At 68.4% G+C, this 26,330-nt stretch carries 25 protein-coding genes and 1 pseudogene; 9 read left to right on the top strand and 17 right to left on the bottom strand.

The window, feature by feature from the left end:
• Position 1: 1 nt before the first annotated feature.
• Positions 2–1,354, bottom strand: coding sequence for an MFS transporter (locus tag JWS14_RS10720; protein WP_072939770.1), 1,353 nt, complete (start codon positions 1,352–1,354; stop codon positions 2–4).
• Positions 1,351–2,103, bottom strand: a complete 753-nt coding sequence (locus JWS14_RS10715; RefSeq protein ID WP_072939773.1) for an HpcH/HpaI aldolase family protein — start codon at positions 2,101–2,103, stop codon at positions 1,351–1,353. The genes JWS14_RS10720 and JWS14_RS10715 overlap by 4 nt, the downstream gene beginning before the upstream one ends.
• 194 nt (positions 2,104–2,297) lie before the next feature.
• On the opposite strand from JWS14_RS10715, the gene JWS14_RS10710 reads away from it, so the two are divergent.
• Positions 2,298–2,969: a GntR family transcriptional regulator gene (locus tag JWS14_RS10710; protein ID WP_072939776.1), complete on the top strand. Its 672-nt coding sequence runs from the start codon at positions 2,298–2,300 to the stop codon at positions 2,967–2,969.
• Positions 2,970–2,982: 13 nt separating this feature from the next.
• On the opposite strand, the gene purU is transcribed toward JWS14_RS10710, so the two are convergent.
• Together purU and JWS14_RS10700 are read right to left on the bottom strand one after the other, a co-directional pair.
• Positions 2,983–3,867: a formyltetrahydrofolate deformylase gene (gene purU, locus JWS14_RS10705; RefSeq protein WP_072939778.1), complete on the bottom strand. Its 885-nt coding sequence runs from the start codon at positions 3,865–3,867 to the stop codon at positions 2,983–2,985.
• 13 nt (positions 3,868–3,880) lie between these two features.
• On the bottom strand, positions 3,881–4,714 hold the full coding sequence (locus JWS14_RS10700; protein WP_072939780.1) for a class I SAM-dependent methyltransferase: 834 nt from the start codon (positions 4,712–4,714) through the stop codon (positions 3,881–3,883).
• 57 nt (positions 4,715–4,771) lie between these two features.
• Here JWS14_RS10700 and deoC point away from each other — a divergent pair, with 57 nt between their 5' ends.
• Positions 4,772–5,437: a deoxyribose-phosphate aldolase gene (gene deoC, locus JWS14_RS10695; RefSeq protein WP_072939783.1), complete on the top strand. Its 666-nt coding sequence runs from the start codon at positions 4,772–4,774 to the stop codon at positions 5,435–5,437.
• Positions 5,438–5,449: 12 nt separating this feature from the next.
• Here deoC and JWS14_RS10690 read toward each other — a convergent pair whose 3' ends face one another.
• Positions 5,450–6,217, bottom strand: coding sequence for an LmeA family phospholipid-binding protein (locus tag JWS14_RS10690; protein WP_072939786.1), 768 nt, complete (start codon positions 6,215–6,217; stop codon positions 5,450–5,452).
• 113 nt (positions 6,218–6,330) lie between these two features.
• Here JWS14_RS10690 and JWS14_RS10685 point away from each other — a divergent pair, with 113 nt between their 5' ends.
• The gene (locus tag JWS14_RS10685) at positions 6,331–6,948 is read left to right on the top strand and encodes a type IV toxin-antitoxin system AbiEi family antitoxin domain-containing protein (protein ID WP_072939789.1); all 618 of its coding nucleotides are present in this window, start codon (positions 6,331–6,333) and stop codon (positions 6,946–6,948) included.
• Positions 6,949–6,964: 16 nt separating this feature from the next.
• Here the strand turns inward: JWS14_RS10685 and JWS14_RS10680 are convergent, their stop codons facing one another.
• The 4 genes from JWS14_RS10680 to JWS14_RS10665 all read right to left on the bottom strand — a co-directional run bounded on the left by JWS14_RS10680 (position 6,965) and on the right by JWS14_RS10665 (position 10,718).
• A complete protein-coding gene (locus tag JWS14_RS10680) occupies positions 6,965–8,512 on the bottom strand; it encodes a TROVE domain-containing protein (protein ID WP_206013080.1) in 1,548 nt (515 codons plus the stop codon).
• A 337-nt stretch (positions 8,513–8,849) separates the two neighbouring features.
• Complete coding sequence (locus JWS14_RS10675; protein WP_206013078.1) at positions 8,850–9,647, bottom strand: class I SAM-dependent methyltransferase; 798 nt, start codon at positions 9,645–9,647, stop codon at positions 8,850–8,852.
• A gap of 21 nt (positions 9,648–9,668) precedes the next feature.
• Positions 9,669–10,169: a DUF2505 domain-containing protein gene (locus JWS14_RS10670; protein ID WP_005560412.1), complete on the bottom strand. Its 501-nt coding sequence runs from the start codon at positions 10,167–10,169 to the stop codon at positions 9,669–9,671.
• Positions 10,170–10,220: 51 nt separating this feature from the next.
• Entirely contained in the window at positions 10,221–10,718 is a 498-nt protein-coding gene (locus JWS14_RS10665; RefSeq protein WP_095862535.1) for a DUF2505 domain-containing protein, read from the bottom strand.
• A 26-nt stretch (positions 10,719–10,744) separates the two neighbouring features.
• On the opposite strand from JWS14_RS10665, the gene JWS14_RS10660 reads away from it, so the two are divergent.
• Positions 10,745–11,836, top strand: coding sequence for a UDP-N-acetylmuramate dehydrogenase (locus JWS14_RS10660; RefSeq protein WP_072939798.1), 1,092 nt, complete (start codon positions 10,745–10,747; stop codon positions 11,834–11,836).
• A 32-nt stretch (positions 11,837–11,868) separates the two neighbouring features.
• Complete coding sequence (locus tag JWS14_RS10655) at positions 11,869–13,053, top strand: L,D-transpeptidase (protein ID WP_072939801.1); 1,185 nt, start codon at positions 11,869–11,871, stop codon at positions 13,051–13,053.
• A 348-nt stretch (positions 13,054–13,401) separates the two neighbouring features.
• Here the strand turns inward: JWS14_RS10655 and JWS14_RS10650 are convergent, their stop codons facing one another.
• The 4 genes from JWS14_RS10650 to JWS14_RS10635 all read right to left on the bottom strand — a co-directional run bounded on the left by JWS14_RS10650 (position 13,402) and on the right by JWS14_RS10635 (position 19,094).
• Positions 13,402–14,148, bottom strand: a complete 747-nt coding sequence (locus JWS14_RS10650; RefSeq protein ID WP_072939805.1) for an SDR family NAD(P)-dependent oxidoreductase — start codon at positions 14,146–14,148, stop codon at positions 13,402–13,404.
• Positions 14,149–14,157: 9 nt separating this feature from the next.
• Positions 14,158–15,105, bottom strand: a complete 948-nt coding sequence (locus JWS14_RS10645) for a TauD/TfdA dioxygenase family protein (protein ID WP_072939807.1) — start codon at positions 15,103–15,105, stop codon at positions 14,158–14,160.
• A 170-nt stretch (positions 15,106–15,275) separates the two neighbouring features.
• Positions 15,276–16,574, bottom strand: a complete 1,299-nt coding sequence (locus tag JWS14_RS10640; protein WP_206013077.1) for an MFS transporter — start codon at positions 16,572–16,574, stop codon at positions 15,276–15,278.
• Positions 16,575–16,658: 84 nt separating this feature from the next.
• On the bottom strand, positions 16,659–19,094 hold the full coding sequence (locus tag JWS14_RS10635) for a penicillin acylase family protein (protein ID WP_206013076.1): 2,436 nt from the start codon (positions 19,092–19,094) through the stop codon (positions 16,659–16,661).
• A gap of 481 nt (positions 19,095–19,575) precedes the next feature.
• Here JWS14_RS10635 and JWS14_RS10630 point away from each other — a divergent pair, with 481 nt between their 5' ends.
• Positions 19,576–20,850, top strand: a complete 1,275-nt coding sequence (locus JWS14_RS10630) for an ROK family transcriptional regulator (protein WP_072940413.1) — start codon at positions 19,576–19,578, stop codon at positions 20,848–20,850.
• 82 nt (positions 20,851–20,932) lie between these two features.
• Here JWS14_RS10630 and JWS14_RS10625 read toward each other — a convergent pair whose 3' ends face one another.
• Positions 20,933–21,517, bottom strand: coding sequence for a DUF742 domain-containing protein (locus JWS14_RS10625; protein WP_206013075.1), 585 nt, complete (start codon positions 21,515–21,517; stop codon positions 20,933–20,935).
• A gap of 174 nt (positions 21,518–21,691) precedes the next feature.
• Between JWS14_RS10625 and JWS14_RS50010 the strand changes: the two are divergent.
• Positions 21,692–21,973, top strand: a pseudogene (locus JWS14_RS50010) (cysteine hydrolase family protein); the annotation flags it as partial.
• A gap of 58 nt (positions 21,974–22,031) precedes the next feature.
• On the opposite strand, the gene JWS14_RS10615 reads toward JWS14_RS50010, so the two are convergent.
• Genes JWS14_RS10615 through JWS14_RS10605 form a run of 3 tightly spaced genes read right to left on the bottom strand, consistent with a single transcriptional unit; the run spans position 22,032 to position 24,293 of the window.
• The gene (locus JWS14_RS10615) at positions 22,032–23,063 is read right to left on the bottom strand and encodes a tocopherol cyclase family protein (RefSeq protein ID WP_206013073.1); all 1,032 of its coding nucleotides are present in this window, start codon (positions 23,061–23,063) and stop codon (positions 22,032–22,034) included.
• Between the two features lie 4 nt (positions 23,064–23,067).
• Positions 23,068–23,472 (bottom strand): PaaI family thioesterase, encoded by a 405-nt coding sequence (locus JWS14_RS10610; RefSeq protein WP_072939824.1) that lies wholly within the window; start codon positions 23,470–23,472, stop codon positions 23,068–23,070.
• Between the two features lie 47 nt (positions 23,473–23,519).
• The gene (locus JWS14_RS10605; RefSeq protein WP_095862543.1) at positions 23,520–24,293 is read right to left on the bottom strand and encodes a PIG-L family deacetylase; all 774 of its coding nucleotides are present in this window, start codon (positions 24,291–24,293) and stop codon (positions 23,520–23,522) included.
• A gap of 56 nt (positions 24,294–24,349) precedes the next feature.
• Between JWS14_RS10605 and JWS14_RS10600 the strand changes: the two genes are divergently transcribed.
• Together JWS14_RS10600 and JWS14_RS10595 are read left to right on the top strand one after the other, a co-directional pair.
• A complete protein-coding gene (locus tag JWS14_RS10600) occupies positions 24,350–25,552 on the top strand; it encodes an MFS transporter (protein ID WP_072939827.1) in 1,203 nt (400 codons plus the stop codon).
• Positions 25,498–26,325 (top strand): alpha/beta fold hydrolase, encoded by an 828-nt coding sequence (locus JWS14_RS10595; RefSeq protein WP_206013071.1) that lies wholly within the window; start codon positions 25,498–25,500, stop codon positions 26,323–26,325. The genes JWS14_RS10600 and JWS14_RS10595 overlap by 55 nt, the downstream gene beginning before the upstream one ends.
• The last annotated feature ends 5 nt before the right edge of the window (positions 26,326–26,330 follow it).

Here is a 26,330-nt window from a genome sequence, read left to right as displayed (position 1 = left end):
GTCAGTACCTTTCCGAGGTGATGGGTGCGGGCATGCGTTCGATCTTGCCGAGCACCACGGTGTAGCAGAAGATTCCGCCGACGAGTACGGCTCCGGTCGCGATGAAGGCGCCCGCGAACGAGCCCGTGGAGTCGACCACCATGCCGGTCACGATAGGCGCTGCGATCCCGAGGAGGTTGGCGACGAAGTTGACGATTCCGCCGAGCGATCCGGTGTAGCCCTGCGGTGCGATCAGGGCGACGATGCTCGAACCCGCGGGAACGGACACGGCCAGACCGGCGGCACCGATCGACAGGAAGATCAGCGCGACCGCGATCGATCCCGCATACGCTGCACCCGTCACGGCCAGGGACGCGAGAAGGCTGACCACCAGCACCGTCCGGCGCACCTTGGTGACGTCGCCGGTCCGAGCCAGCCATCGGTCCATCAGGATGCCCGCGATGAGGAACTGCGCGATGACGGCCACCAGCCACGGAATCATCGTGTAGATGCCTCCTTTGAGCAGGTTCACCCCGAACTGCTTCTCCAGGTAGGCGGGCAACCAGGTGAGCAGGACGTAGTACGCGTAGGTGTACGACGCGTAGCCGAGCGCCAGGCCCCACGTCTTGCGCCGGCGCAGAAGGTATCCCAGTCCGTTCAGTGAGCCCGCCGTCTCGGCGTCCTCGTCCTCGGCGCCGCCTTCGCGGATGAAGTCGAATTCCTCCTGGCTGAGGCGCCCCTTGGCGAGCGCCTGCTTCGGGGTGAGATAGAGCAGCCACCACACGGCCAGATAGCCGACGGACAGGATGCCGGTGAAGATGAACGCCGCATGCCAGCTGAACGTCGTGACGAGGAAGGCCATGATCGGGATGCCGATCACGTTGGAGACCTTCGCGCACCCGTCGAAGACGGCCGTCGCGGTTCCGCGCTCCTGGCGGGGGAACCACTGGCCGATCGCCTTCCAGCCCGCGGGTACCGTCGGCGCCTCACCGACGCCGAGGACCAGACGGGCGAGGAGAAGCATGCCGAGACCGCCCGCGGCGGCGGACGCGAACGAGGCGACTGCCCACAGGAACGCCGCCACCCGGTTGACCCACCGGACGCCGATCTTGTCGATGAACGATCCGATCGGCATCTGCAGCATGGCGTAGGTCCAGAGGAACGCCGAGGACACCATGCCCATCTGCGAGGCGCTGATATCGAAGTCCCGCATGATCTCCGGGGCTGCGATCGACAGGTTGACGCGGTCGATGTAGTTGACGAACATGCCGACGCCGAGAACTCCGGCGATCGTCCACCGGGCACGACCCACGCGGGGGCGGACGGCCGCGTCCGTGCCTGTGGGGGAAGCGGATCCCGACGTCCGGGTCGTCATCGTGACTCCCTGATCTGCTTGATCTGCTCGAACGGTCCCGCGAACCCTGCGGCGAGCGCGCCGTGCTGCATGATCAGCGCCATCTGATCGGCCCCGTGCTGCACCGCGAACTCCTTCTCTTCCACGCTCCACGCGGGGAGCACCCACGGCTTGCCCGCTTCGGCGGCTGCCGAGGCCACCGCGGCGAGGTCGGTGAAGTCACCCTCCTTGCGTGAGTATGCTCCCCGCTCGCGGCGGAGGGACAGGTCCGAGGGCCCGACGAACACACCGTCGACGGTGTCGAGCGCCAGGATCTCGGCGATGGCCTCGATCGCTCCGGCGTCCTCGATCATCGGGTAGCAGCGGGTGAACGCGTCCTGCTCCGCGACCCACTCGTCGGTGAAACCGCCGTAGCCGGTGGTCCGCCCGCCCGCGAAGCTCCGGTCGCCGAGCGGCGGAAACTTCGCGAATGCCGTGATTTCCTTTGCATGAGCGGCATTTTCGATGTGCGGGATGACGACCGCGGTCGCGCCGAAGTCCAGCGCCTGCTGAATGGGTCCGCGTTCGGGTCCGAGTACCTTGGCCAGGACCTCCATGCCGAGGCTGCGCAGGAACGGGATGAACCGTTCGAGATCCGCGAGGTCGAACGATCCGTGCTCGATGTCGAGGACCACGGCGCCGTAGCCGATGCCGCGCGCGATTTCCGCTGCGGCGAAGCTCGGGTCGGACAGCCAGATCGCGTAACGCCGATCGGCGGGAGTGCTGTACATGCTGGTGGTCTCCTTTTTCGGGGGTCACTTGCCGGAAACGGGTGGCTCTCGGCCGTCACTGCGCTGTGACCGCTCCCACATCCGCTCTGTATATGTTATGTATACACAAAGAATACTTGGTGTGTCCATAGCTTGTATGATCAATTTGTTACGAGTCCGTCAATCCCGGCGGGTCGTCTGACGAAGGGATCGCGATGTCGGCATCGACGCTCACCGGGCCCACCGGTGAATCCGGACCGGCACGAGATCGGGTGTACGTCTGGCTGCGGGACGAGATCATCCGCGGATCCATCGAAGGCGGCCGATTCCTCGACGAGCTCTGGGTCTCCGGGACGATGGGGGTGTCACGGACTCCGGTGCGAGAAGCGTTCCACCGCCTCGCCGCCGAACGATTCATCACGCTGCTCCCGCGCAAGGGGGCGCAGGTGCGCACGGTCACGGCTCGTGAACTCGAAGAGGTCTACCAGACCCGGCTGCTCATCGAGGGCCACGCGGTGGCCGCCCTGTGCGCGCGGGGAGCCGGCGCACCCGCGCACATGGTCGATCTGATCGAGCCGATGGAAGCCGCCGGGCGCGAGCAGGACTGGTTCGCCGTGTCCGGCCTCGACCGCGAATTCCACCTGACCATGGTCAGTGCCGCACAGAACTCCGTCCTGACCGAACTCTACGATTCGCTGCGGTCACGGCAGCAGCGCGTCGCCGTCCGCGCGCTGCACGTCGGGCCCCAACGGCTCGACACCATCAACGCGCAGCACCGGGCGCTCGTCGCCGCACTCGACGCGGTCGACGCGGACACGGCGCTGGACATCCTCACCGCCCACCTGCGGCCCGTCCCGGAAGTGCTGGCGCTGCTGCCGTCCCAGTAGCCGGGCGGCGAAATCAGCTGAACACCACCGTCTTACGGCCGTGTACGAGGACGCGGTCCTCGAGGTGCCAGCGCAGGCCGCGGGACAGCACGAGCTTCTCGATGTCGCGACCCTGCCGGACCATGTCCGCGACCTCGTCGGCGTGGTCGACGCGGATCACGTCCTGCTCGATGATGGGGCCCGCGTCGAGTTCGGCCGTCACGTAGTGGCAGGTCGCGCCGATCAGCTTCACACCACGGGCGAATGCCTGGTGGTACGGGCGGGCGCCGACGAACGACGGCAGGAAGCTGTGGTGGATGTTGATCGCCCGGCCGGCCCAGTGCTCGCACAGTTCCGACGGCAGCACCTGCATGAACCGTGCCAGCACCACAGCATGGGGGTCGTGGGCGTCGACGAGTTCACGCACCTGCTCGAACGCGGGCCCGCGCTCGGCGGGATCCTTCGGGAACGGCACGTGATGGAAGTCGATGCCGTGCTGTCGCGTGACGGCCTCCAGGTCGCGGTGGTTGCCGATCACCGCGCAGATGTCGGCGGGCAACTCGCCTCCGGCCGCGCGGCCCAGCAGGTCGTGGAGGCAGTGCGCCTCCTTGCTCACCAGCAGCACCACCCGTTTGCGCTCGCCCGTGTCGGACACGGTCCACTCGGTCTCCGGGCCGAGTTCGGCGGCGACGGCCGCGAACCGCTCCCGGAGTTCTCCGATCGACATGTCGACGGACGACGCCCGCACCGCCTGACGGGTGAAGAACCAGCCGGTGTCGGCGTCGGCGTGGTACGCCGCCTCGACGATCCAGCCGCCGACCTCGGCGAGGAACGTCGAGATCCGGGCGACGATGCCGGTGCGGTCGGGGCAGCCGAGAGAAAGGACGTACCGGTGGTCCTCGGTCGAAGCAGCGCTCATGGGCACCAGTCTTTCAGGTCGCACTCCGGCCGTTCACCACGGCGGTGCCGACGAGGGTGCCGGCGTCGACGTCGTGGATCGCGCGTTCGGTGAGCAGCTGCAGGAAATCGAGACGGATCTGCTCGACCGTCCGGTCGTCGAACGGGGACAGCGCGCGGCGCAGGTTCCCGCCCATCACGAGGTCCCATACGAACTCGGGTGTCGCGGGAATGATGTTGGACAGCTCCCGGACCTCGGTCGAGTGCGCGCCCAGCTCGCCGAGCCACTGGTGCAGCCCGTCCGGGGTGTCGATGTGTTCGAGCGCGTCGAACGGCGACCCGCCGGAGTCGGCCTCCGGTTCCCGGTGCCGGGCGACAGCGTCGTGGAGCGCCTCGGCGAAGTCCCGTAACGCGCCCCGCCGCCACACCGTGATCCCGACCTTGCCGCCCGGCCGGACGAGGCGCGCGAGCCGGGTGAACGCGGCGTCCATGTGGGGCAGGAAGAACACGCCGTACGAACAGGCGAGTGCGTCGTAGCCTGCCGCCGGGACGGTGCTCGGCGGCTCCCACGTGGTGGCGTCCGCGCGGACGAACTCGATGTTCTGCAGCCCGCGGTCCGATGCCTTCAGGCGCCCCACCTCCAGGAGTTCGTCGGACAGGTCGACGCCGTGGACGAGACCCGACGGACCCACCGCGGTGGCCGCGGGAAGCGCCGAAGACCCTGCGCCGCAGCACACGTCGAGGACGGCGTCCCCGGGGCGCAATCCGAGTTGGAAGGCGAGGGACTGCCCGGCCGGTCCCCACACGGCCGTCGTCAGCCGGTCGAACTCGAGCCGTGCCTCGTCGAAGACCGATCCCGGATCACTCATACGGCGATGCTAGGCCGTGCGGCGGGCCCGGGAAGGCATTGTGCGAAGCTCACAGGTATGTCCGACGTTGCACTGACCCGCTCCCAGGTGGCCGACCTCGTCGACCACACGCTCCTCAAACCCGAGGCCACCACCGACGACGTGAAGGCGCTGATCGACGAGGCGCGTTCGCTCGGTGTGCTCGCAGTCTGCGTGTCGCCGTCGATGCTTCCGGTCAAGGCACCCGGGCTGGTGACCGCGGCGGTGGTCGGGTTCCCGTCGGGGAAGCACCACTCGCTGGTCAAGGGGGCCGAGGCCAGGCTCGCCGTGGATCAGGGCGCCCAGGAGATTGACATGGTGATCGACATCGGTGCCGCCGTGGCAGGCGACTTCAACGCGGTGCTCGCCGACGTCCTCACCGTGCGCGAGGCAGTCGGCGACAGCACCGTCCTCAAGGTGATCCTCGAGACCGCCGCGCTGAGCGACGAGGCGATCGTGGAAGCGTGCCGGGCCGCCGAGCGGGCAGGCGCGAACTTCGTGAAGACGTCCACCGGGTTCCACCCGGCCGGGGGAGCGACCGTGGAGGCGGTGCGGTTGATGGCGCAGACCGTCGGCGGGCGGATCGGGGTCAAGGCGAGCGGCGGGATCCGCACCGCGGCGGCCGCGCTCGACATGATCGCGGCCGGTGCGACGCGGCTCGGCCTGTCGGGCACCCGCGCCGTCCTGGACGGACTGCCCGACTGACCCGGCCGCCGATCAGACGAGGAGGCCGCAGCTGCTCTGCTGTTCCTGCTGCTGTTGCTGGGTGGGGGCGGCAGGCATCGTGTAGGCGCCGCCTTCGAGGGTGATCTCGATCGCGTCGTCGGTGACCTTCAGCGCCGTCGGCTGCATGCCCAGCGGGTAGGTCTGCAGGCTCGAGGTCAGGATTTGGACCACGCCGTCGACGAGGTCGGTGGGAAGCCCGAAGCCGAGGATCGCAGCGCCCACCGTGTCGACCTTCACGGTCCCGTTCACGACCTCCGGTTTGACGGTCAGATCCGCGAGCCCGGCCGGGCCGACGGAGAACTTCAGGGTTCCCGCGCTCGAATCGGCGGTGACACCGCTGATCAGCGAGCCGAACGCCTGCTGCTGCAGGGTCGCGAGGATGCCGGCGGTCGACCAGGTGACGTCCGCGTCGGAACTGCCGATGGTGCCGCTGCTGTCCGCGGTGTTCTCGATCCGGATGTCGTTGACCTGGGCGTGCACCTGCATTCCCTGTGCGGGGCCGAACTTGGTGTCGTCGCTGTCGATGGTGATGTAGGGGACGTTCTTGTCGATCGACTGCAGCAGGACCGGCTTCCAGCTCAGTCCCACGTCCACCTGCGAGCCGAGTTGGCTCTCGAACTGGTCTGCCATGCAGGTCTTCACTCTGTGGCGGACGAAGAGTTCGCCGCCGACGAGTACCGCCACGAGCGCGGCGATGACGACCAGAGAGATGACGAGCACACGGTTACTTCGGGGTGCGGAGTTCGTTCGGGCTGCCATTACACGGATTCTTCCCGACAACTCTGAACAAATTCTGTGAATGCGTCGGCGGCGGGTCGTCGAGATCCGTAGAAATTGTGATACCTGCCACAATTGCCCAGTAATGTAGGGGAATGTCCGGATGGTTGGCTCCACGTCCCGGTGACCCGGAGCGCGAAGGTGTCGGTGAAGAGCTGACACGCGTCGCGACGGCTCAGGCGGGTTTCTTCACCACTGCGCAGGTGCTGCGCCTCGGGTTCGCTGCCGACGAGATCGGCGAGCGACTCGCCGACGGCTCATGGGTCAAGATAGAGCGAGACCTGTTCCGCTTGAAGGATTGTCCGCACTCCGATCTCGAGGAATTCGCAAAATGGTGCACCTGGTTCGGTGCCGCCGCCGCGGTCTCCCACCAGAGTGCCGCCGAACTTCACGGTCTCGGACACCTGTACCCGCGGTTCATCCACCTCTCGACGGTGCTGTCGCCGCCCTCGCCGACTCAGCAGCTGGCGCTGCACCGGCGGTCACTCCGCCCGGAGGACTGCGAGCAGGTCGGCCCGCTGCGCATCACCACGCCGCTGTGCACGGCCCTCGACCTCGCCGCCAGCGGAATCTCGCAGGAACTGCTCGACGAGGTGGTCGCCGACGGCGTCGCGATCGGGCGACTGAACGCCCGCGCACTGCACGGCGAATGCGGATCCCTGCCGGCGCAGGTGGCGCAGCGCGTCGAACACGCACTGGCCACCTGCACCTGACGGAATACCGCGGCACTCAGAACGGCCACTCGCCGTCCCGGGTGCCCTCCATCAGTGGGATCATCGAGAACCCCGCGTCCGACAGTCCGCCGAACGTGTGACGGTTCGCGGACCCCGCCGGCCCGTGACCGTGCCGGTAGCCCGCCACGTTCCACGTGTAGACGGGGACGTCGGCCGGGACGTGCCGGATCGGATCTCCCCACGCCGCCTGCTCGTCGGTGACGATGACGACGCGATCGTGGCCGCGGTAATGCTTCCGCACCGCCGATGCCGTGTCGGTGCCGCCCAGGTCGCCGAAGCTGTCGACCACCCGCAGGACCGCCTGATGCGCGAACGGAACGATCCGGCTGTCCGTGCCGAACTCGACGAGGTCCGCCTGCTCGGCTCGTGCCGCCAGCACGGTGCCGAACACGGCGGCCGCGTCCGCCCTCGTCAGTTCCGACCGCGCCGAGACGCGGCTGTAGAACATCGACCCGGACCGGTCGACGAGAACCAGGGTGCGGCCGGGCAGCGACGGGACCGCGGACAGTGATGCCCCGAGCGCACGCTCGAGCGCGTGCCCCCACCGCAGGCTCGGCGCGTTCCGGTACGCCGCGAGAAAGCGCATCGGCAGCTGCCGCGACTTCGCGACCTCTTCCGGATCGGCGATCCGGGCCGCCACCTGCTCGGCGACGTGGTCGGGGATCCCGGCCTCGTCGAAGTTCCGCAGGTTGCGGAGAAGCGCCATGAATCCCATGGACGGGATCACCGCCTGCCAGGCCGCGGCATCCATCGGTCCCTGCAGCCAGCCGGCGAGCGACTCCCACGTCATGCCGGCCGCCGACAGACGCTCCGGGGTCCGGAGGACTGAACGCCGGTCCTCCGGCGGGAGTGCCGCCAGCGCCGACCGTTCCGTGAGCATGCGCAGACCGGCAGGCACGGCGTTCTCGCGACCCTGCCGCCGGTCGATCGCGTGCCGGAACAGCTCGCCCTGCCACGCCGCCGACGGCGACGCGTGGGTGAGCTCGAGAACGTCGCCGAAGCGGACGTCCCTGCTCTCGGAATCCCACTTCAGCAGTGAGCGTTCCGAGTACAGCCGGGCGGCGGCGTCCGCGACACCGCGCTTGACCGGCTTCGGGATCGAACGGCCGTGCCGGGACATCCAGTACGCGAGGATCTCGCCCGGCTCGTCGGCCCGCTCCAGTGCGGAGGAGATGACGGCACGGTTGCCGCCGTGCAGACCGGCACCCAGCCGGGCCCGGACGAACTCGGCTGCGGCCACCACCGACGCCGAACGCAGATGCGCATCGCGGCGCAGCCACCCGATCAGGCGGGCGGTCCACTCCGGGTCCGACAGTGCGACTTCGTGGATCAGCGCGACGAACCGCCCGTCGCAGTCCGAAGCCGACTCGTAGAAAGTGTGCTCACCGACCATGTTCGTGACCGCGAGGAGGAACAGCTCACTCTTCGCGTCGCGGGCGTAGCCGCTGCCGCCCTCGAAGGTGCGGCCCGACGGTTGCGTCTCCGACGTGATGGGGCTCCGTACCTTGTTGCGGCGCAGCATCTTCGGGTTGAACTTGCTCATGGTCGTTCCTCCTTCCGGGAGGTGCCGGTGCTCGTGGGTGCGCGCCACCCGAGGTCGAGGCGACGACGGGGTGCGGAGTCGAACCGCGTGCCCCACGCACTTCACCAGAGAAGTATCCGTCGTCTGCGCACCGGGTGGCGCGCACACATGTCGTGCCGAGTTCGAAGTCGGCGGAGGCACGGACGCGCTCTACCACTGAGCTACAGGGACCTGCGTCCCTGACCGGATTCGAACCGGCGACCACGCGATCCACAGTCGAAGTAGCCCTCGCCTGCGCACCGGCACAACATGTTTCGTGAACCGACTCTACGGGGCGCGTCGGGGGATGTCGCGTGAATTAATTCGTGCCGGAACCGGGTGCGACCAGATCCCACGGAACGGTGAGAATGTTGTCGCGGATCCGGCGGCGCTGCGGTTGCACGGGAAGTCCCTGCGCGCGCAGCAGTTCGAGGGCGGCCCGCCACCGCACCCGCGGTCCGAACGAGCCGTGCGGCGCCGCGGTGGCCCACGCGCGATCCGCCGCCGCGAGGAGGGCGTGGACCGGCTCACCCGGGACGTTCCGATGGATCAGCGCCTTGGGCAGTCGTTCGGCGATGTCCGACGGCTTCTCCACCGCGAACGGATCCCACGCCAGTGTCAGCGACAGCGGGCGGATGGCGTCGAGCAGCACCCACGCGCAGCGGCGGCCCAGCTCGTCACACGTGCCGTCGAGGATCAACCCGCCCGGTGCGAGCCCGGACTGCATCCGCGCCCAGGCAGGCCCGACCGCATCCTCGGGGTACTGCCGCAGCACGTTGAACGCACGGACCAGGACGGGACGCAGTCCGGAGAGTTCGAACCCGCCGCGGGCGAAACTCACTCCGTTCCTGCTCTCGACCACTCGCTCGGGGTCGATCTCGAGCCCGACCACCCGGCGGTCGCCGCGCACGGCGGTCAACCGGTCAGCGAGCTCGAACGTGGTGTGCGGCCGGGCGCCGTACCCGAGGTCGACGACGAGCGGGTCAGTGGACGCGTGCAGCGTCCGGCGCACCAGCGCGTCGTGGACGAGCCAGCGGTCGCTGCGGCGCAGCCTGTTGATGCCTGTCGTACCCCGGGTGATGACACCGTGGGGCCGCCTCAGCGTCGCTGAAGTCATGGGAAATCCGTGCGGTGGGTGCTAGTGCTGCGACAACCAGGTTTCGGTGATCTCGGCCTCGGCACGGAACAGGTCGATCAGATTGACGAGCATCAGCTGCTCGAGCTTTCCACCGATGAACGGCAGGTACACCTTCGCCTCGGACGAGGTGCGGAACGTGCACCCCGTCTCGGTGGCGAACAGCTTCATGGTGCCCGTGAGACTGCCCGGGCCCGCCGGAATCGACGCCTCGTACGTGCCCGTGGTCGGCTCACCGAAGGGCGTGTACGACTCCTTGCGCGTGATGACCATGTCCTTCTTCATCACGGTCTGCGCGATCTCGGGGAGTTCCGACCGCGGCAGGATGTGGTGCAGGACGATGTCGATCCCGTCGTCGTTCACGTCGAAGTGCTCGATGTGATTCTCGGAGTACTTCCGCATCTCCTCGATGCGCGCATCCCAGTAGTCACGGTTGGTGAACGCGTTGTACACCTCTTTGGGGGTGTGCTTGTAACGGGCTGAGTAGTCGATGCGGCGAGCCATGATCGCCTAGGTTACCGGCTGGGACCCAACACAATGGACACCCGCCCCAGGTCAGCTCCCGAGCCACTGCTCGGTGAACTCCTGCTCCTTCGTGATCAGGCGGAGGACCTCGTCCGCGATCGCGTTCTCGATCTTGCCGCCGATGAGCGGGATCCTGACCTCGGCCTTGCCTTCGACCTGCACGTTCGACCCTGAACTGTCGGCCGTCAGCGTCTGGGTTCCGGAGATCGTCGCGGGCGCACCCACGACCTCGGCCGTGAACGTGCCCTCGGCGTGATCGCCGTCGAGCGTGCCCCACGTCTCCGTGCGCTTGATCACGAGGTCGCCCGGACGGACCTTCGAGACGATGCTGGGCAGGTGCTCGGCGGGAATCGACTGCGACATGGCCACCGAGATCGTGCCCGGGCCGGTCGTGACCTGGTCCAGGGTGGCCCCCGGTCCTCCGACCTTGTTCAGACGGTCGCGCCAGTACTGCTCGGTGATCAGGCCCGCATGGACCTGGGCGACGGGAAACGCATAGGACGACGAATGCTCGATGCGGCGGCTCACGATCGGCCACGCTACCGTTTGCGGTTGTGTGGGACGTGAGCATTGTCAGTCAACTCGTCGATTCGGGTGCCTTCGTGTCGGAAAACCTCGAACTGTCGGGGATGACCACGCTGCGGGTCGGCGGGCCGGCGCGGATCGTGGCGGAGTGCCCGACCACGCAGGTCCTCGTCGACGTGGTGAGTCTTCTCGACGCCGCGCACATCCCGACGCTGATCCTCGCCGGCGGCTCCAATCTCGTCGTCGGGGACGACGGATTCGACGGTGTGGTGGTGCGTGTGTGCAACACCACTGTCGGCCTGGAGGAGGGATTCGTCACTGCGGAGGCGGGCGCCGAGTGGGATCAGGTGGTCGCGCAGACCGTCGCCGCCCAACTGGGCGGGCTCGAATGCCTGTCGGGGATCCCCGGGTCGACCGGGGCCACCCCGGTGCAGAACGTCGGCGCGTACGGCGTCGAAATCGGGTCGATGCTGCGGCGGGTGCACCTCCTCGATCGGCGCACCGGCGAGGCGCGCTGGGTCGAACCCGACGCGCTCGGCCTCGGGTACCGCACGAGCGTCCTCAAGCACTCCGACGCGGCACTGGTGCTCGCCGTCGAACTGACCGTGCATCCCGACGGACTGTCCGAGCCGCTGCGCTACCGCGAACTCGTCTCGGCGCTCGACGGTTCCGAGGGCGACCGGTTGCCGTCGGCGCAGGTCCGGGGTGCCGTGCTGGATCTCCGCCGGGGCAAGGGCATGGTGCTGGACCCCGACGACCACGACACCTGGAGCGCGGGCTCGTTCTTCACCAACCCCGTCGTCTCCGACGGCGAGCTGGCGGGGGTCCTCGCCGCGATCGAGACCCGCCTCGGCGATGTCACCGTTCCGCAGTACCCGGCCGACCGCGGAACCAAGTTGTCTGCCGGTTGGCTGATCGAGCGGTCCGGCTTCTCGAAGGGGTATCCGGGCGAGAACGCCGTCGCGCGGCTGTCGACGAAGCACACACTCGCGTTGACCAATCGCGGCGCCGCGAAGAGCGAAGACCTGCTGGCACTGGCCCGTGACGTCCGGGACGGCGTCCAGTCGGCATTCGGTGTCCGGCTCGAACCCGAACCCGTGACGGTCGGCTGCGCGATCTGAGACAGGTCCGTAGCACAGGTAACCTGTTAGCTGTGCATGAACTGGGTTCTCGGACAAGTCGGTCGCGCGTCGCGCTGATCGCGACGGCGCTGATCGCGTTTCTCCTTTTGCTGACCGGATGCACGGTCGGCTCCGAGTCGGGAACCGCCACCGCGCCGCCCGAACCGGCGGTCGAGGTCACCCAGAATCCGGCGTCGGGCACCGAGGACGTCAGTCCGGTGGCGCCGATCTCCGCGACCACGTCGCAGGGCACGTTCACCGACATCGCCCTCGTCAACGCCGAGGGGCGTGCCGTGCAGGGTGTGCTGTCACCCGACCGGACCACGTTCACCGTCGGGGAGGCGCTGGGCTACGGCGCCACCTACACGTGGAAGGGCACGGCGCTCGGCACGGACGGCAAGTCCGTCGCCGTCGACGGCAGCTTCACCACGCTCGAACCCGACGAGACGATCGGCGCCACACTCAACATCGGCGACGGTCAGGAAGTCGGGATCGCCGCCCCGATCATCGTGCAGTTCCACGATTCCGTCGAGGACAAGGCGGCGGTCGAGAAGGCGATGACCGTCACGACCAACCCGCCCACCCCCGGCTCCTGGGCGTGGCTGCCCGACGACAACGGGTCGAGGGCGCACTGGCGTCCCCAGAACTACTGGGCGCCCGGCACCACCGTCGCCCTGGACGCCAAGCTGTACGGAGTGGACTTCGGCGGGGGAGCGTACGGCGAGCAGGACCTGTCGCTGAACTTCACCGTCGGGCGCAGTCAGATCGTGATCGCGAACGCCCCCAGCCATCGCATGCAGGTGGTGCGCGGCGGCGAAACCATCATGGACATCCCCGTCAGCTATGGCGAGGGCAATGAGGCGCGCAACGTCACCCGCAGCGGCATCCACATGGTGACCGAGAAGCACGAGGACTTCCTCATGTCCAACCCGCCGTTCTACGAGAACGTCCGCGAACGGTGGGCGGTCCGCATCTCCAACAACGGCGAGTTCATCCACGCCAACCCCGAGACCATCGGCGTCCAGGGTTCGTCGAACGTAACCAACGGCTGCATCAACCTGTCCCTCGGGGACGCCCAGGAGTACTTCGGCACCGCGTTGTACGGCGACCCCGTCGAGGTGACCGGGACGTCCATCGACCTGTCGGCCGCCGACGGCGACATCTACGACTGGGCGATCAGCTGGCCCGACTGGCAGTCCCTGTCGGCCCTCGCATAGGTGAGCGGCAAAGCGTGCTCGGGCACACTTTGCCGCTCACCTACCGGGTTGCCCGCCCTTTCTGAAACTTTCTTCGCACTCGGTGGAACCGAAAGCGGATCCGTTGCGTCTATCTGAATGAGGACGCGTCAACGGCGCCGCGTTCTCGGGTGACACAACTGTGGGGAGTCGTCCGCTGTCGAGGGGTCGACGGACGACCCCGACAGTCCGTTTCGGTCGAAAGTCGTTGATCGGCAGGGGGCTGTGGGATGGGATGGATGTTGCTGGGTTTGGTGACGATCGTGGCGGGACTGTGGGCGGTGGTCCTTTTCCTCGAACACCAGGACAGGCGGATCGCCGCGAAGTCGCCTACGTCGTACGGTGAAAACGTCCGGACGAAGCCTGATCTCGTGGCTTGACGACGATCTGGTCGATGTTCACGTGGGACGGCCGGGAGGCGACGAACCCGATGACGTCCGCGACGTCTGCGGCCACCAGCGGCGTGATGCCCTCGTAGACCTTGTCGGCCCGATCCTGGTCTCCTTCGAAGCGCACCAGCGAGAATTCGGTTTCCACTGCGCCCGGGGCGATCTCGGTGAGGCGGACCGGCTTGCCGAGCAGTTCCCCGCGCAGCGTGCGGTGCAGGACGGCCTCCGCGTGCTTGGCCGTCGTGTACCCGGCGCCGTTGTCGTACGCCTCGAGCGCCGCCACGGACGTGATGGTGACCACCAAACCGTCACCCGACTCGATCAGCTTCGGCAGCAGCGCCTTGGTGATCCGAAGGGTGCCCAGGACATTGGTCTCCCACATCCACCGCCAGTCGTCGAGGTCGGCCTCGGCGACGGTGGCCAGTCCCTTGGCGCCGCCCGCGTTGTTCACGAGCACGTCGACCCTCGGCAGTACCGCGGCGAATGCGTCCACGGAATCCTGGTCCGTGACGTCGAGTTCGAGCGCGGTACCGCCGATGTCTTCGGCGATCTTCTCCAGACGATCCAGTCGCCGAGCCCCGATCACCACATGAAATCCCTGCTCGGCCAGGGTGCGGGCGGTGGCTTCGCCGATTCCGGAGCTCGCTCCGGTGACGACGGCGATGCGGGTGTCAGGTGAAAAGGTCATGCCGACATGTTAGGGCTCGTCGATGACGGAGTAGTCACTCGCGTCGCCCGCGACGCTGCGGCTGCGCTCGCCCCGGACGTTGACGGGGACGTCGCCGGCCAGGGTGATGCGGTTGAGTCGCCGGTACTGGTCGTCGTAGTCGGCGACGGCGTAATGCTGAGTGGCACGGTTGTCCCAGATCGCGACATCGCCCGACTGCCAGTTCCACCGGGTGGTGAACTCGAGGGAGATGGCGTGATCCTGCAGGACCTTGAAGAGCGCCTGCGACTGCGTGCTGCTCAGCCCGACCAGCTTCTTGACGAAGTGACCGAGCAGCAGTGTGCGCTCGCCGGTCTCGGGGTGGACCCGCACCACCGGGTGCTCCGTCTCGAAGTAGGTGGACTGGAACTCGGCGCGGTACTCCTGCGACTTCTCGTCCTGTGCGCGTTCGGCGCTGGTCGCCGCGTAGTCGTAGACGTTGGTGTGCGTCGCCCACAGGTTGTCGGCGAGGACCTTCAGCGGCTCGGGCAGCGCGTTGTAGGCGGCGACACCCGACGCCCAGGTGGTGGTGCCGCCGTACGTGGGGAGTTCCACCGCGCGTAGGATCGACGCCTTCGGGATGCGGTCGACGAACGTGACGTCGGTGTGCCAGCTGTTGGCCTTGCCGTAGTCGGAGTCGATGGGCAGCACCTTGGTGCCGCGCGAGGTGACGGTCGGGTGCGCCGTGGTGGGGGAGCCGAGTAGTTCCGCGAACTCGTACTGCGAGTCGTCGGTGAGATGTTCCTGGCCGCGGAAGAAGATCACCTTGTGCTCGAGCAGGGCCTGGCGGATGAGCGAGACGGTGGCGGGGTCGAGGTGGCCGCCGAGCCGGACGCCGTCGATCCGGGCGCCGATGTGGGCGCCCAGCTTGACGACGCTCGCCGCGTTCTGGGAACCCTCGGCGTCGGTCACGTGCTCGGGCGCGAAATCGATGGACATGGTGGGCCTTTCGGATACCGGAGACGGTGTGGAGTCCTGTAACCGAACCATCGGGGAGTGTGCCGCCGGAAGGATTTGCGTCACCCTGATCGCAACGGGTGGGCGCACGACGACGTCTCCGCCGCACCGGCGGGCGGTGCGGCGGAGACGGGTGATCCATGCTGTCGGCGCTACGCGGCGGCGCGGACCTTCCGGGTGATCGCGATGACGCAGAGCAGGCTGAGCAGCGTGACCGCGGTGAGGTACACAGAGATCGGTGCCGATGAACCCCAGCTCGCGTACAGCGCGGCGGCCACCGTCGGGGCGAGCCCGCCGCCGAGAACCGAACCGATCTGATAGCCGAGTGACGCACCGCTGTACCGGACCTCGGCACTGAACAGTTCGGTGAACAGTGCGGCGATCGGCCCGTACACGATGCCCATGAACACGGCCGTTCCGAGAAGCGCGATCATCATCACCGCGGGGTTGCCGAGATCGATCAGCGGGAACAGCGCCGCCGCCCAGACCGTCAGCCCGACCGAGCCGGTGACGAGCAGTCGCCGGCGGCCGTACCGGTCGGACAGCATCGACGCGACGGGGATGACGATCAGCCACACGAACGAGGCGACCAGCGTGAAGACGAGCACCAGCGTCTTGCTCATGCCCAGGACCTTCGTCGAATAGGACAGCAGGTACGCCATGAAGATGTATCCGACGGTGTTGATGCCGATGAACGCGCCTGCGGACAGCAGCACTTCGCGCAGGTTCTCCCGCAGGACGGTGACGATCGGCAGTCGCTGATCGCGGTGCGTGTCCTTGACCTTCTCGAAGTCGGGGCTCTCGGTGATGGTGAATCGGATGACGAGACCCATCAGCACCATCACCGCGCTGGCGAGGAACGGGATCCGCCAGCCCCACGCCAGGAACGCTTCCTCGCTGAGGCTCGTCGACACTCCGAGGAACACGAGATTCGCCAGGATCAGACCGCCGGGCACGCCCATCTGCGGGAAGCTCCCGTAGAAGCCCTTCCGGTTGGCGGGTGCGTGCTCCACCGCCATCAGCACGGCGCCGCCCCACTCCCCGCCGACCCCAATTCCTTGGACGAAACGCAGGGTGACCAGCAGAATCGGCGCCCAGACGCCGATGGTGGCATAGGTAGGCAGCAGTCCGATGCCGACGGTCGCGCCGCCCATCAGCATCAGCGACAGCACGAGCATGGACTTGCGTCCGATGCGGTCACCGAAGTGGCCCATCACGATGCCGCCGATCGGCCGCGCGACGAAGCCGACCGAGAACGTCGCGAACGCGGCCAGGGTGCCCGCGATCGAGGAGAAGGACGGGAAGAACAGCGGGCCGAACACGATCGCGGCGGCCATGCCGTAGATGAAGTAGTCGTACCACTCGATGGCGGTTCCGATGAGACTGGCGCCGGCCACCTTCAGCGGCCGGAAGGGCGCCTGTGGTGTCACGGAGATCTGCGTGGAGGTCATGTCGATGTCCTTCGAGGGCGCCGGGGCGGCGGACGCGCCGCCCCGGCAGGGGGATGAGGAATGCCTACCGAACTGCCGAATCCGTTAGTTCAACGTCACCTCGCCGGACTTGTTCGCATCAACCGACTGTTCGGTCAGGTGGTCGGTCTTGCACTGGAAGTTCCGGTACATGTCCATCTGGTCGCTGTAATGCGGTGACCGCGTGCCGTCCGGTGCGATGAAACCGCTCTGGCCGGGCGGCCCGACGGTGCAGAGGTCGGCGATGCCGTCGCCGAGCACGATGCGGTCGTTCTGGGTTCCGCGATTCATGTACGGCGACAGCGACAGCACCTCGTCGCTACCGGCCTGGGGGACGCCCAGGTAGTTCTTGAAGTCGAACCGGTTCGCGCCGACCGGCAACTTCCAGCCGGCGGGGTCGGGGCCCTGCTCGGCGCGCAGCCGGTCCATCGCCTGGCCGAACGTCGAACGGAGGACGGACATGCGGTCCGCTCCGTTGAAGAAGTCGGTGGTCTGCGGAACGCCGGACTCGTCGCCGCGCAAGGCGTTGTAGACGAGTTTCGTCGCCTCGGCGGGACGTGCGGTGCCCGCGGCGGGGTACACCTTGGCCGCATACGACGCGTACACGTCGTCCGGAAGGTCGTCGCGGATCACCGCATCGAACAGGATCGGCAGCCACGTGCGCATGATCACCGGTTCCGGTCCGTCGTACACGCCGTCCGCATTGTCGTCGGTGGCCTGTCCGTCCCAGTTGCGGAGCAGGTTCACGCCCGAGGCGACAGGGTCGCCGTCCGGTAGTTGCCCGGTGGCCTGCTCCAGGTACGGCAGCAGATAGTCGACGTTGAGGTCGGCGAACGACGCCTGCCGGTTGATGTCCCAGATCTCGCCGGGAGTGAACTTGTCCTTGGCCTCGAGGCGGGTGGTGATGGCCCGCACGCGGTCGACGGGGGACCAGTTGTAGCCGTCGGCGAGTGCGCCTGCCGCGGACTGGTTGTTCCAATTGGCCAGGTAGCCCTGCTCGGGGTTGTACGACTGCGGATTGTCCTCGAAGGACCGGATGCCCTCCCACTCCATGCTGCCGTCACCGACCGCGGGAAGCCGCAGGTCCTGGCCGGCCGGGCGGACGGGCAGTCGACCGGGAGAGACGTAACCGATGTTTCCCTGGTTGTCGGCGTAGTACCAGTTGATGGTGATGGCGACCTTCTTCGCCTGCTCGAGGAACTCGTCCCAGTTGGTGGCCTTCATGATGTCGATCCAGGCGACCAGCGACTGGATCTCGTACCCCGCCCAGCTCTCCTTCAGGGAGTAGGCGCTTCCGTTCGGGGTGTCGAAGCTGGTGACCCGGCCGTGCACCGTCGAGTAGACCGGGTACGCGACGTCTGCCGCGCCGCGCACCTCGATCGTCTCGTTCCGGATCTCCATCGGGCGGTACCCGCCGTCGAATCGGTATGCGTGCTCGTTCGACGGGTCGAGGACTTCCTGGTAGACGTCGTTGACGTCGAGCGGCCCTGCGGTCGCTCCCCAGGAGATCGTCTTGTTGGTGCCGAACAGAACGGTCGGGACGGCATAGGGCGTGTTGCCCGCGACGTCGAGACCGGCGCCGTGCAAACCCACGCCGTACACATAGGACGGGTTGAACCAGCCGAACTGCGGCCCGTTCATCAGAACGGACGTGCCGTCGGTGGTCTTGTCGGCGCCGACCATCCAGAGGTTGCTGGCCTCGGGTTTCATGTGCGGCCAGTCGCCACCGCCCGCGTTCTTCATGCGAGTCAGATTTGCGTCGGGGAGCGCCTGCGTCACGTCGGAGAGCCCGGCTTCCACGGACATCGCGTGCGGTTCGTCGCCGAGCGACGTCGACTGGTCGCGGGGGACCGTGGTTGGGGCGGCGGGATCCTCCTCGGCCCAGATCAGTTGGTCGAAGAGTTGCCGGCCCTTCTCCTCGCCGTTCTTCGCCTGCAGGCTCTTCAGGACCTGGAGGTTCGCGAGTTCGCTGCTCGACTGGGAGAATCTGTTTGCCATGGTCTGCACCCAGACCATCGCCACGTCGTACCCGGTCCAGTGCTCCGGCCGGAAATCGCCGTCCAGGAACTGCTTCGGCATCAGGTGATCCGGGTCTGCGGCGACCTCGTCGATCCGCTTGTTGAACCCCTCGGCGTAGCCGTCGAAGATGTCGCGTTCCGCCTGCGGCAGTCGGGAGAGCTGATCCTTGATCGACGGCGGATCGATGCTGCCCCGCGCCGTCTTGTCGATCTCGACGTAGTCGGGTCCGAGCACCTCGGCCGCCGTGCCGACCGAGGACCGCTTGGCCATCTCCATCTGGAACAGGCGATCCTCGGCGACGGAGTAGCCGTATCCGGAGTAGAGCGCGCGCGTGGTGTCGGCGTACACGTGCGGGATTCCGTAGCCGTCCCGCTTGACGGTGATTCCGGCTGCGGTGGACTCCTGCGTTCCGGTGGCCGTGCAGGCCGTCAACAGCACGGTGAGTCCCACTCCGAGGGCGAGCACCGCTCTCGTCGTCTTCATCGACAACTCCGGGCCCGGTGTGCCGACCAGTGACGATCACATCGATACATCTCACTCCTATAACCGTACGTTCGGTTGGTATCTCGGCGTATTGTGTCGTGAAACACGGTTGCCCGTCAAGAGTGGCGTCAGTCTCCCGCTGCTGCGGGTGCCGCCGCCCCGCAGCAGCGGGAACTGGGGAAGAGGGGTGGCGCGCCGGTACACGCCGACGCGCCTTCGGATTGGTGAAACCGACCGAAGCTGCTACTTTCGTGACATGTCCTCAGGCCAGTCGACCGCTCCGCGGGTCACCTACGTGACCTCCGCGCTGGGTTCGCGGCTGCCCTTGGCGCGGGAACTGTGTTGTCGCTGTCTCAGCATCTGCAGCTAATTCGCGCCGCCTTCTCCTGATCGATCGTCCTCGATCGTCCCCATCTCCACCCGGGACCGATGCAGCGTTCGGACGAAGGTGCGCACCGCCTCCGCATGCAAGGACTGCCACGTGTCTACCCCCACCCTTTCCAGCCCCACCCGGACCGGATCCGCATCTCGATTCCAGCGGCCCGTGTCCCGACCCCGTCTCCACATCGTTCCTCCCGAACTGCGGATCAGCGACGGCCCCGCCGCCGGCGTTCTGCGGGTGGCCCGGTCCCGCGGGCCGCTGTCCCGGGACGTCGCCGCGAAGGCGACCGGACTGAGCATCGCCACCGTCAACCGTCAGGTGTCGGCGCTCCTCGACCTCGGGTTGCTGCGCGAACGCGGCGACCTCACGCCGTCCGGCGCGATCGGTCGTCCGCGTGTTCCGTTCGAGGTCAACCACGAGCCGTACCTGACCGTGGGCATCCACATCGGTGCGGTCGTGACCAGCATCATCGCCAGCGACCTCCGCGGGAAGGTCCTCGGCGCGGTCGAGGTGCCCACCCCGCAGGGCGCGTCCGCCGACGCGCTGACCGGCATCGCCCGCAGCGCACGGGCCTTCGCGTCCCGCTGGCACCGGCGTCGCCCGCTGTGGGCGGGTGTCGCGCTCGGCGGGCGCGTCGATGCGCAGACCGGTGTCGTCGACCACCCCCGGCTGGGGTGGAAGTCGGCTCAGGTCGGCGCCATCATCGCGACCGGACTCGGGTTGCCCGTCTCCGTCGCGGCGCACGTCGAGGCGATGGCCGCATCAGAGTTGCTGCTGAGCCCGGACAGCGAAGACGGTGTCGCGCAAGGCGAAACGGGTCTGTACTTCTACGCCCGTGAGACGGCCGGAATCGCGATCACGATCGACGGCCGCGTCCACACGCCGTCGAGCGGCCCCGGTTCCATCGCGCACCTGCCGACCGGTTCGTCGGCGCAGTGCTCGTGCGGTTCACGCGGATGCCTCGAGGCGACGATCAGCGATCGCGCGGTCATCTCCGCCGCGCTCGACGCCGGCATCCTCCCCGAGTCGAACCAGCGTCCGACGATGAGCGCGCTCTACAAGGCGGCGTCCTCGGGTTCCGTTCCTGCGCACGAGATTTTGGTGGAACGCGCGCAGGTGCTCGGGAAGACGGTCGCGATGCTGCGGGACCTGTTCAACCCGGACCGCGTGATCCTCGGCGGTCAGGCGTTCACCGAGTACCCGGCCGGAATCCCGCATGTCGCGGAGGCCTTCGCGCAGGCATCGTCGCTGGAGCGCAGGGACATTCGAATCTCCGGATTCGGCAACCGGGTGCAGGAGTACGCGTCGACGGTGGTGTCGCTGAGCACCATCTACTCCGACCCGGTCGGAGCGATGCGCCGCACGTCGCCGTAGCGTCACAGCAATTCGTCAGCCGCACAGGCAATAGCCTGTGCGGCTGACGAATTCGTGGGCATCTGTCCCGGCGAGCGGGGCTTCAGAGTTTGCGCAGCCCGTCGAGGACGCGTTCCATCAGCTTCCGATCCGGGCCGGTGGATCCGGCCGTCTCGTTCACGGTGACCGCGCCGGCCGCCGCGAGGTCGCCGACGAGCACGCGCGCGACCCCGAGCGGGATCGACGCGAGCGACGCGATCTCGGCCACCGACCGCGGTTCCGAGCACAGCGCGAAGACGCGGCGCAGTTCGTCCGGCGCCGGCATCGCGTCCACGACGGCGTCCCCGTCCGCGCGGGCGACGATGACCGCCTCCAACGGCAGATCGACGCCGGACTCCGTTCGCCCGCCCGTGAGAATGAACGGCCGGACGATGGAGACGGTCTCCTCGGGTTCCGCCCACTCGGTGGCCTCGGAAGTCCGGGGCGCTCGATCGGCGGCTCCGGACACGGCCTCTGCCTGCTCGGGAACGGCCTCGGCCCGGCCGGGCTCCACCCACTCGACCGACTGCGACGGGCTCGGCTCTGCCGTCGGCGACTGCTCTTTCCTGCCGCTTCGGCGCCGGCCGGCCGAACCGAAGCGCGCCCCTGTCGCGCCGATCATCGGCCAGTTCTCATCGCTCACAGTCATCGGTCGGGACCCTTCTCGCACTACCCCACCCGTTCCATGGTCCCAAACCCGCGTTCCATGCCCATGGTCCGGTCCCTGTGATTCCGGCTACAGAGTCCGCGTGAGCGTTAGATTTGCTGCGTGACGCATTGGCGGCAGAACTCGGACCCGTTCCTCGAGCTGGGAGTGCCGGGACTCGACCCCGAATCGCTCCTCGCCGGTGACGTCCAGGCCGTCTCGCCCACCGAACACGTCCTGTTCAAGCCGCGGTGGAGTGCGTTCTACCGCACCGGGCTCGACGAGCACCTGCGCCGGTGGCGGGTCGACACCGTGGTGATCGCGGGCTGCAACTACCCCAACTGTCCGCGCGCCACGATCGTCGACGCCAGCGAACGGGACTACACGGTGCTCGTCGCCGCCGATGCGATCTCGGGCGTCGACGCGCGTCACCTGGAGGAGGCCGGACGGATCGGGGTTCTGCACGCGGAGACCGACGAGATCGTCGAGGCGTTGCAGCCACCCGAACTCGAGGTGATCAGCAGAGGGGCGGAGCCGACGTCGCGTCCGGCGGCGCACCCCGTCTGCGCAGTTCCGCACGCGCCCGCTCGATCCCGCCGTGCTCCAACGCGGCGAGCGGCGATTCGTCCGCCCAGACGAGTTCACCACGGCGGCGGACCGTGACACTCATCGAACCCGCCAGATGCTCGAGGGCGCCGGGAATGTTGCGACGCTCGGCGGGGAGCGGAACCGGAAGCACGTGGGCCGAGCCCAGCGGGGAGGCGCCCTCGATCTCGACGCTCCACGTGCGGCCGCGGCCGCGCAGCGACCACCGCTCGTCCGTCACGTGCGCCCGGACGGGGGAGGTGACCGGGTTGCCGAGGCGGAACACCGTGCCGTCGGGCAGCGCGACGACGACGGCCGTGACCTCGGTGCGCAGCCCACCCGCGGTGATCTCGCCGCCGGCGAACGCGACGCATGCCTGCCGGTCGGCGAATCCCTGGGCCTGGCCCCACCACCAGGAGTCGGGGAATCCGCCCCTGCCCCAGTTCTTCTCGCCGTAGACCTGGGCGCCGTCGAGGTCGATCTCGGTGCCGCCCAGAACCGCGGTTCCCTCGGCCCGTCCGCCGAGCAACCACGGATGCCAGTACTGGTTCAGCGCGGGCACGGTCTGGAACACGCTCGACCCGCCGAGCCTGCGCCGCGGCCACGGGACCTGGGCGCCGATCCGGACGTCGAGGCGGGCGTCCGGTCCGAGATCCACCCGCACGCGGTCGACGGACCCGCGGAACGCGTCGCCGGCGAACGCGCCGAGTCCGGCCGGGTTGGCGTAGCCCTCCGGATGCGCGGCGGTCCGCAGGAACCTCGTGGGGTGACCGGCCAGACCGAGCGTCGCCCAGTGGCCGTCCGCGGCCCTGTTGATTCCGGCCAGCGCGATGACGACCTGTCCGGTCGCGGGCTGGGTGAACCGCCAGAAATAGCCTTCCATCGCGACGTCGTGTGCGGCGAGGACGTTGCCGAACGGCAGATCCGCGCCCGTGGACCGGTACGCCCGCAGCAGTCTCGACACGGGGTCAGCTTCCCGGCTGGGGGTGCAGCACCGCCTGCGACTGCGTCACCTGCGCCACCAGCCGGTCCTCGTCGTCCCGCAGTTCGGTGACGACGGCGACCGTGGTGCGTCCGGCGTGCAGCGGACGCGCGGTCGCGGTGACGGTGCCCTTGCGGACGCCGCGGGTGGACACGGTGCTCGAACTCGTGGTCGACGTGGACGCCCCCGCCGGAAGATTCAGAAACGCGCAGACGGCGCCGACACTGTCGGCGAGGGTCATCAGGGCCCCGCCGTGCATGCCGTTTCCCGCCGTGGTGCGGTGCCGGTCCCACTCGAGGTGCCCGACGACCTCCTCGGGTGCGGCCTTGGTGAGGCGAACCCCGGTGTGCACGGCGAACGGCATGGTCGCGACGAGATCAGCGGGATCCATACCCGTGGATGCTAGGCGCGGACCCGAACCCGCGTAGGCAGTTCCGGTCAGAGCGGCAGCGACGACTCCGCGAGCCCCGCGGGCGCCCCGCGCCGGCGGAACCATTCCTGACCGAACGCCGCCTGCAACTGCTCCTCGGGCATCTGCAGGAACGGGCCGAAGTCCCCGATCTGGGTGGCGTGCGCGTGCATCGCGGCGCGTTTGGCGCCCATCGCCGAGGTGACGTCCACGACCGTGGTGATCTCGGAGTCCGGAAGACCGAACGTGTCGAGGTCCGGTGGCTGGGCGTTCTCGGACCATTCCGGATTCGCGGCCATGAGTCGCCGGATGTGGTCGCGACTGACGGCGGCCTCGTACACGTGCGGCACACCGGCCAGTTCGGCGGCCCGGAGGCCCACGTGATGAACCTGGACGTGATCGGGGTGCCCGTAACCACCGTTGGGGTCGTAGATGGTGACCACGTCGGCGGATTCCTCGACGAGGATCGCGGCCAGCCGGGCAGCGGCCTCCTCGACGTCGACGTTGCAGAACGCCGCCGGATTCTCGTTCTCCGGCGATCCCGCCATCCCGGAATCCGCGTAGTGCAGCAACACCACACGCTGGGCGCCGAGCAGCGACGTCGACTCCTCGAGTTCGCGGCGCCGACGCTCGGCGAGCGACTCGCCGTCGATCAGGATCCCCTCGGGCGCCTCGCCGAGAGCCCCGTCCGTCGCGGTGACCACGACGACGCGGTGACCGGCGTCGGCGGCCTGACGCATCACGCCGCCGGTGGTGAACACTTCGTCGTCGGGATGGGCGTGGAAACACACCAGGACACTCATGAGCGCAATACTTGCACGTGCTGGAAGTCGCGGCCACGATCTGTGAGGCTCGACGCGTGCTCGGTACCTATCGTCAGATCTTCGCCGCCCCCGGCTCCGCAGCGTTCTCGGCAGCGGGATTCGTCGCGCGCGTACCGATCGCCATGGTCGGCATCGGCATCGTCACGATGCTGTCCGAACTGCGCGGGGACTACGCGCTCGCCGGCGCCCTGGCCGCGGTGTTCGCGCTGACCTACGCGTTCATCACGCCGGTCGTGTCCCGGGCGGTCGACCGCTACGGGCAGTCCCGCGTGCTGCCCGTCGCGTCGGGGATCAGCGCGACATCCCTCGCCGCGATGCTGCTGTGCGTGCGGTTCGGGACCCCCGACTGGGTGCTGTTCGTGTGGGCCGTCCCGGCCGGCTGCATGCCCACGATCGGTGCGATGGTGCGCGCCCGCTGGACCGAGCTGTACCGCGGGACGCCACTGCTGCGGACGGCGTTCGCATTCGAGGCGGTCGTGGACGAGCTGTGCTTCATCGCGGGACCGGTGGTCTCCGTCGGGCTCTCCGTCACGGTGTTCCCCGAGGCGGGACCGCTCGCGGGACTCGTGCTGCTGGTGGTCGGCACCCTCGCGCTCGTCGCTCAGCGTGGCACCGAGCCGCCCGTGCACTCGTCGCCGGACGGCGGCCGCCCGTCCGTCGTCCGGACCCCCGCGCTGTGGATCCTGGTGGCCGTCATGGTGTCGATGGGCACGATCTTCGGCGTCATCGACGTCGGTGCCATCGCCTTCACCCGGAGCCACGACGCACCCGCCTCCGCCACGGTGGTGCTGGCCCTGTTCGCGGCCGGGTCCGCGGTGGCGGGCCTCGTGTTCGGCGCGGTCCGGGTGTCGGCGTCGCTCCGGAAACAGCTGATGGTCGCGGTCCTCGCGGTCGCGGTGCTGATGGTGCCGCTGCTGTTGGCAGGCAGCATCCCGGCGCTCGCCGTCGCCTACGCGGTGGCGGGGATGACGGTGGCGCCGATCATGATCGTCACCACTGGTCTGGTCGAGCAGATCGTGCCTGCGGCCGCGCTCACCGAGGGCATCACCTGGATCGTCACCGGACTCGGTGTCGGCGTCGCCGTGGGATCGGCACTCGCCGGCCGGATGATCGACGAATTCGGCACGACCGCCGGGTACGCGGTGGCGGCGGTCGCTGCGCTGCTGGCCTCTATGGTGACCCCATGGCTATTCGTGAAGCAGTCGGCGTCGACGGAACGCCCCTCGTCTACTCGGTGACCGGTGACCCCGACGCGCGGGCCCTGGTTCTCCTGCACGGCTGGGCGCAGTCGTCGAAGTGCTGGGGCGCCGGCGTGCTCGACGAACTCGCCGCCCGCTACCGCGTCATCGCCGTCGACCTTCGCGGACACGGCTACTCGGGTGCCCCGGCCGCCGACTACGACGACTCCGCGATCTGGGCCGGGGACGTCGACGCGGTGCTCACGGCGGAAGGCGTCACGTCCGGTGCGGTGCTCCTCGGCTGGTCCTATGGCGGCCTCGTGATCTGCGACTACCTGGCGTCCCACGGCACGTCCGCCGTCGACGGCGTCGTCCTCGTCGGGGCCATCACCAGCATCGGTCGCGGGGAGGCCGGCGGCAAGGTCGGTGCGGCGATGCGCGCCGCGATCCCCGGCGCGATGTCCGAGGAGCCGCGCGAGGCGATCCGCGCGCTGGGCGCGTTCGGCACCGCGCTCACCGGACCTACCGAAGGCAAGGGCGCGCAGTCGCAGGCGTTGTTCGGCGCCGGCCTCGCCACCCCGCCACACGTGCGGGCCGCCCTGTTCAACCGCTCCGCGAGCCACGACGACCTGCTCCGGTCGCTCGACGTCCCGGTACTCGTCCTGCACGGGACCGAGGACTCCGTCGTCGACGTCTCGGCTGGTAGGCACGCTGCAGACCTGATCCCGCAGGCGCGGGCCTCGTTCTGGGAAGGTTGCGACCACGGACCGTTCGTCGAGGATCCCGGCCGCTTCGTGAAGGAGGTCGGCGCGTTCGTCGACAACCTCGGTTAAAGGGG

This window comes from Rhodococcus koreensis, from assembly GCF_017068375.1.
Classification (GTDB): domain Bacteria; phylum Actinomycetota; class Actinomycetes; order Mycobacteriales; family Mycobacteriaceae; genus Rhodococcus_F; species Rhodococcus_F koreensis.
This window is presented reverse-complemented; position numbering and strand designations above follow the sequence as displayed.

Excerpts from the sequence above, each read along its gene's own strand:
- JWS14_RS10720 (WP_072939770.1), bottom strand. The coding sequence starts at position 1,354 with ATGACGACCCGGACGTCGGGATCCGCTTCCCCCACAGGCACGGACGCG.
- JWS14_RS10715 (WP_072939773.1), bottom strand. The coding sequence starts at position 2,103 with ATGTACAGCACTCCCGCCGATCGGCGTTACGCGATCTGGCTGTCCGAC.
- JWS14_RS10710 (WP_072939776.1), top strand. The coding sequence starts at position 2,298 with ATGTCGGCATCGACGCTCACCGGGCCCACCGGTGAATCCGGACCGGCA.
- purU (WP_072939778.1), bottom strand. The coding sequence starts at position 3,867 with ATGAGCGCTGCTTCGACCGAGGACCACCGGTACGTCCTTTCTCTCGGC.
- JWS14_RS10700 (WP_072939780.1), bottom strand. The coding sequence starts at position 4,714 with ATGAGTGATCCGGGATCGGTCTTCGACGAGGCACGGCTCGAGTTCGAC.
- deoC (WP_072939783.1), top strand. The coding sequence starts at position 4,772 with ATGTCCGACGTTGCACTGACCCGCTCCCAGGTGGCCGACCTCGTCGAC.
- JWS14_RS10690 (WP_072939786.1), bottom strand. The coding sequence starts at position 6,217 with ATGGCAGCCCGAACGAACTCCGCACCCCGAAGTAACCGTGTGCTCGTC.
- JWS14_RS10685 (WP_072939789.1), top strand. The coding sequence starts at position 6,331 with ATGTCCGGATGGTTGGCTCCACGTCCCGGTGACCCGGAGCGCGAAGGT.
- JWS14_RS10680 (WP_206013080.1), bottom strand. The coding sequence starts at position 8,512 with ATGAGCAAGTTCAACCCGAAGATGCTGCGCCGCAACAAGGTACGGAGC.
- JWS14_RS10675 (WP_206013078.1), bottom strand. The coding sequence starts at position 9,647 with ATGACTTCAGCGACGCTGAGGCGGCCCCACGGTGTCATCACCCGGGGT.
- JWS14_RS10670 (WP_005560412.1), bottom strand. The coding sequence starts at position 10,169 with ATGGCTCGCCGCATCGACTACTCAGCCCGTTACAAGCACACCCCCAAA.
- JWS14_RS10650 (WP_072939805.1), bottom strand. The coding sequence starts at position 14,148 with ATGACCTTTTCACCTGACACCCGCATCGCCGTCGTCACCGGAGCGAGC.
- JWS14_RS10645 (WP_072939807.1), bottom strand. The coding sequence starts at position 15,105 with ATGTCCATCGATTTCGCGCCCGAGCACGTGACCGACGCCGAGGGTTCC.
- JWS14_RS10640 (WP_206013077.1), bottom strand. The coding sequence starts at position 16,574 with ATGACCTCCACGCAGATCTCCGTGACACCACAGGCGCCCTTCCGGCCG.
- JWS14_RS10635 (WP_206013076.1), bottom strand. The coding sequence starts at position 19,094 with ATGAAGACGACGAGAGCGGTGCTCGCCCTCGGAGTGGGACTCACCGTG.
- JWS14_RS10625 (WP_206013075.1), bottom strand. The coding sequence starts at position 21,517 with ATGACTGTGAGCGATGAGAACTGGCCGATGATCGGCGCGACAGGGGCG.
- JWS14_RS10610 (WP_072939824.1), bottom strand. The coding sequence starts at position 23,472 with ATGGATCCCGCTGATCTCGTCGCGACCATGCCGTTCGCCGTGCACACC.
- JWS14_RS10605 (WP_095862543.1), bottom strand. The coding sequence starts at position 24,293 with ATGAGTGTCCTGGTGTGTTTCCACGCCCATCCCGACGACGAAGTGTTC.
- JWS14_RS10595 (WP_206013071.1), top strand. The coding sequence starts at position 25,498 with ATGGCTATTCGTGAAGCAGTCGGCGTCGACGGAACGCCCCTCGTCTAC.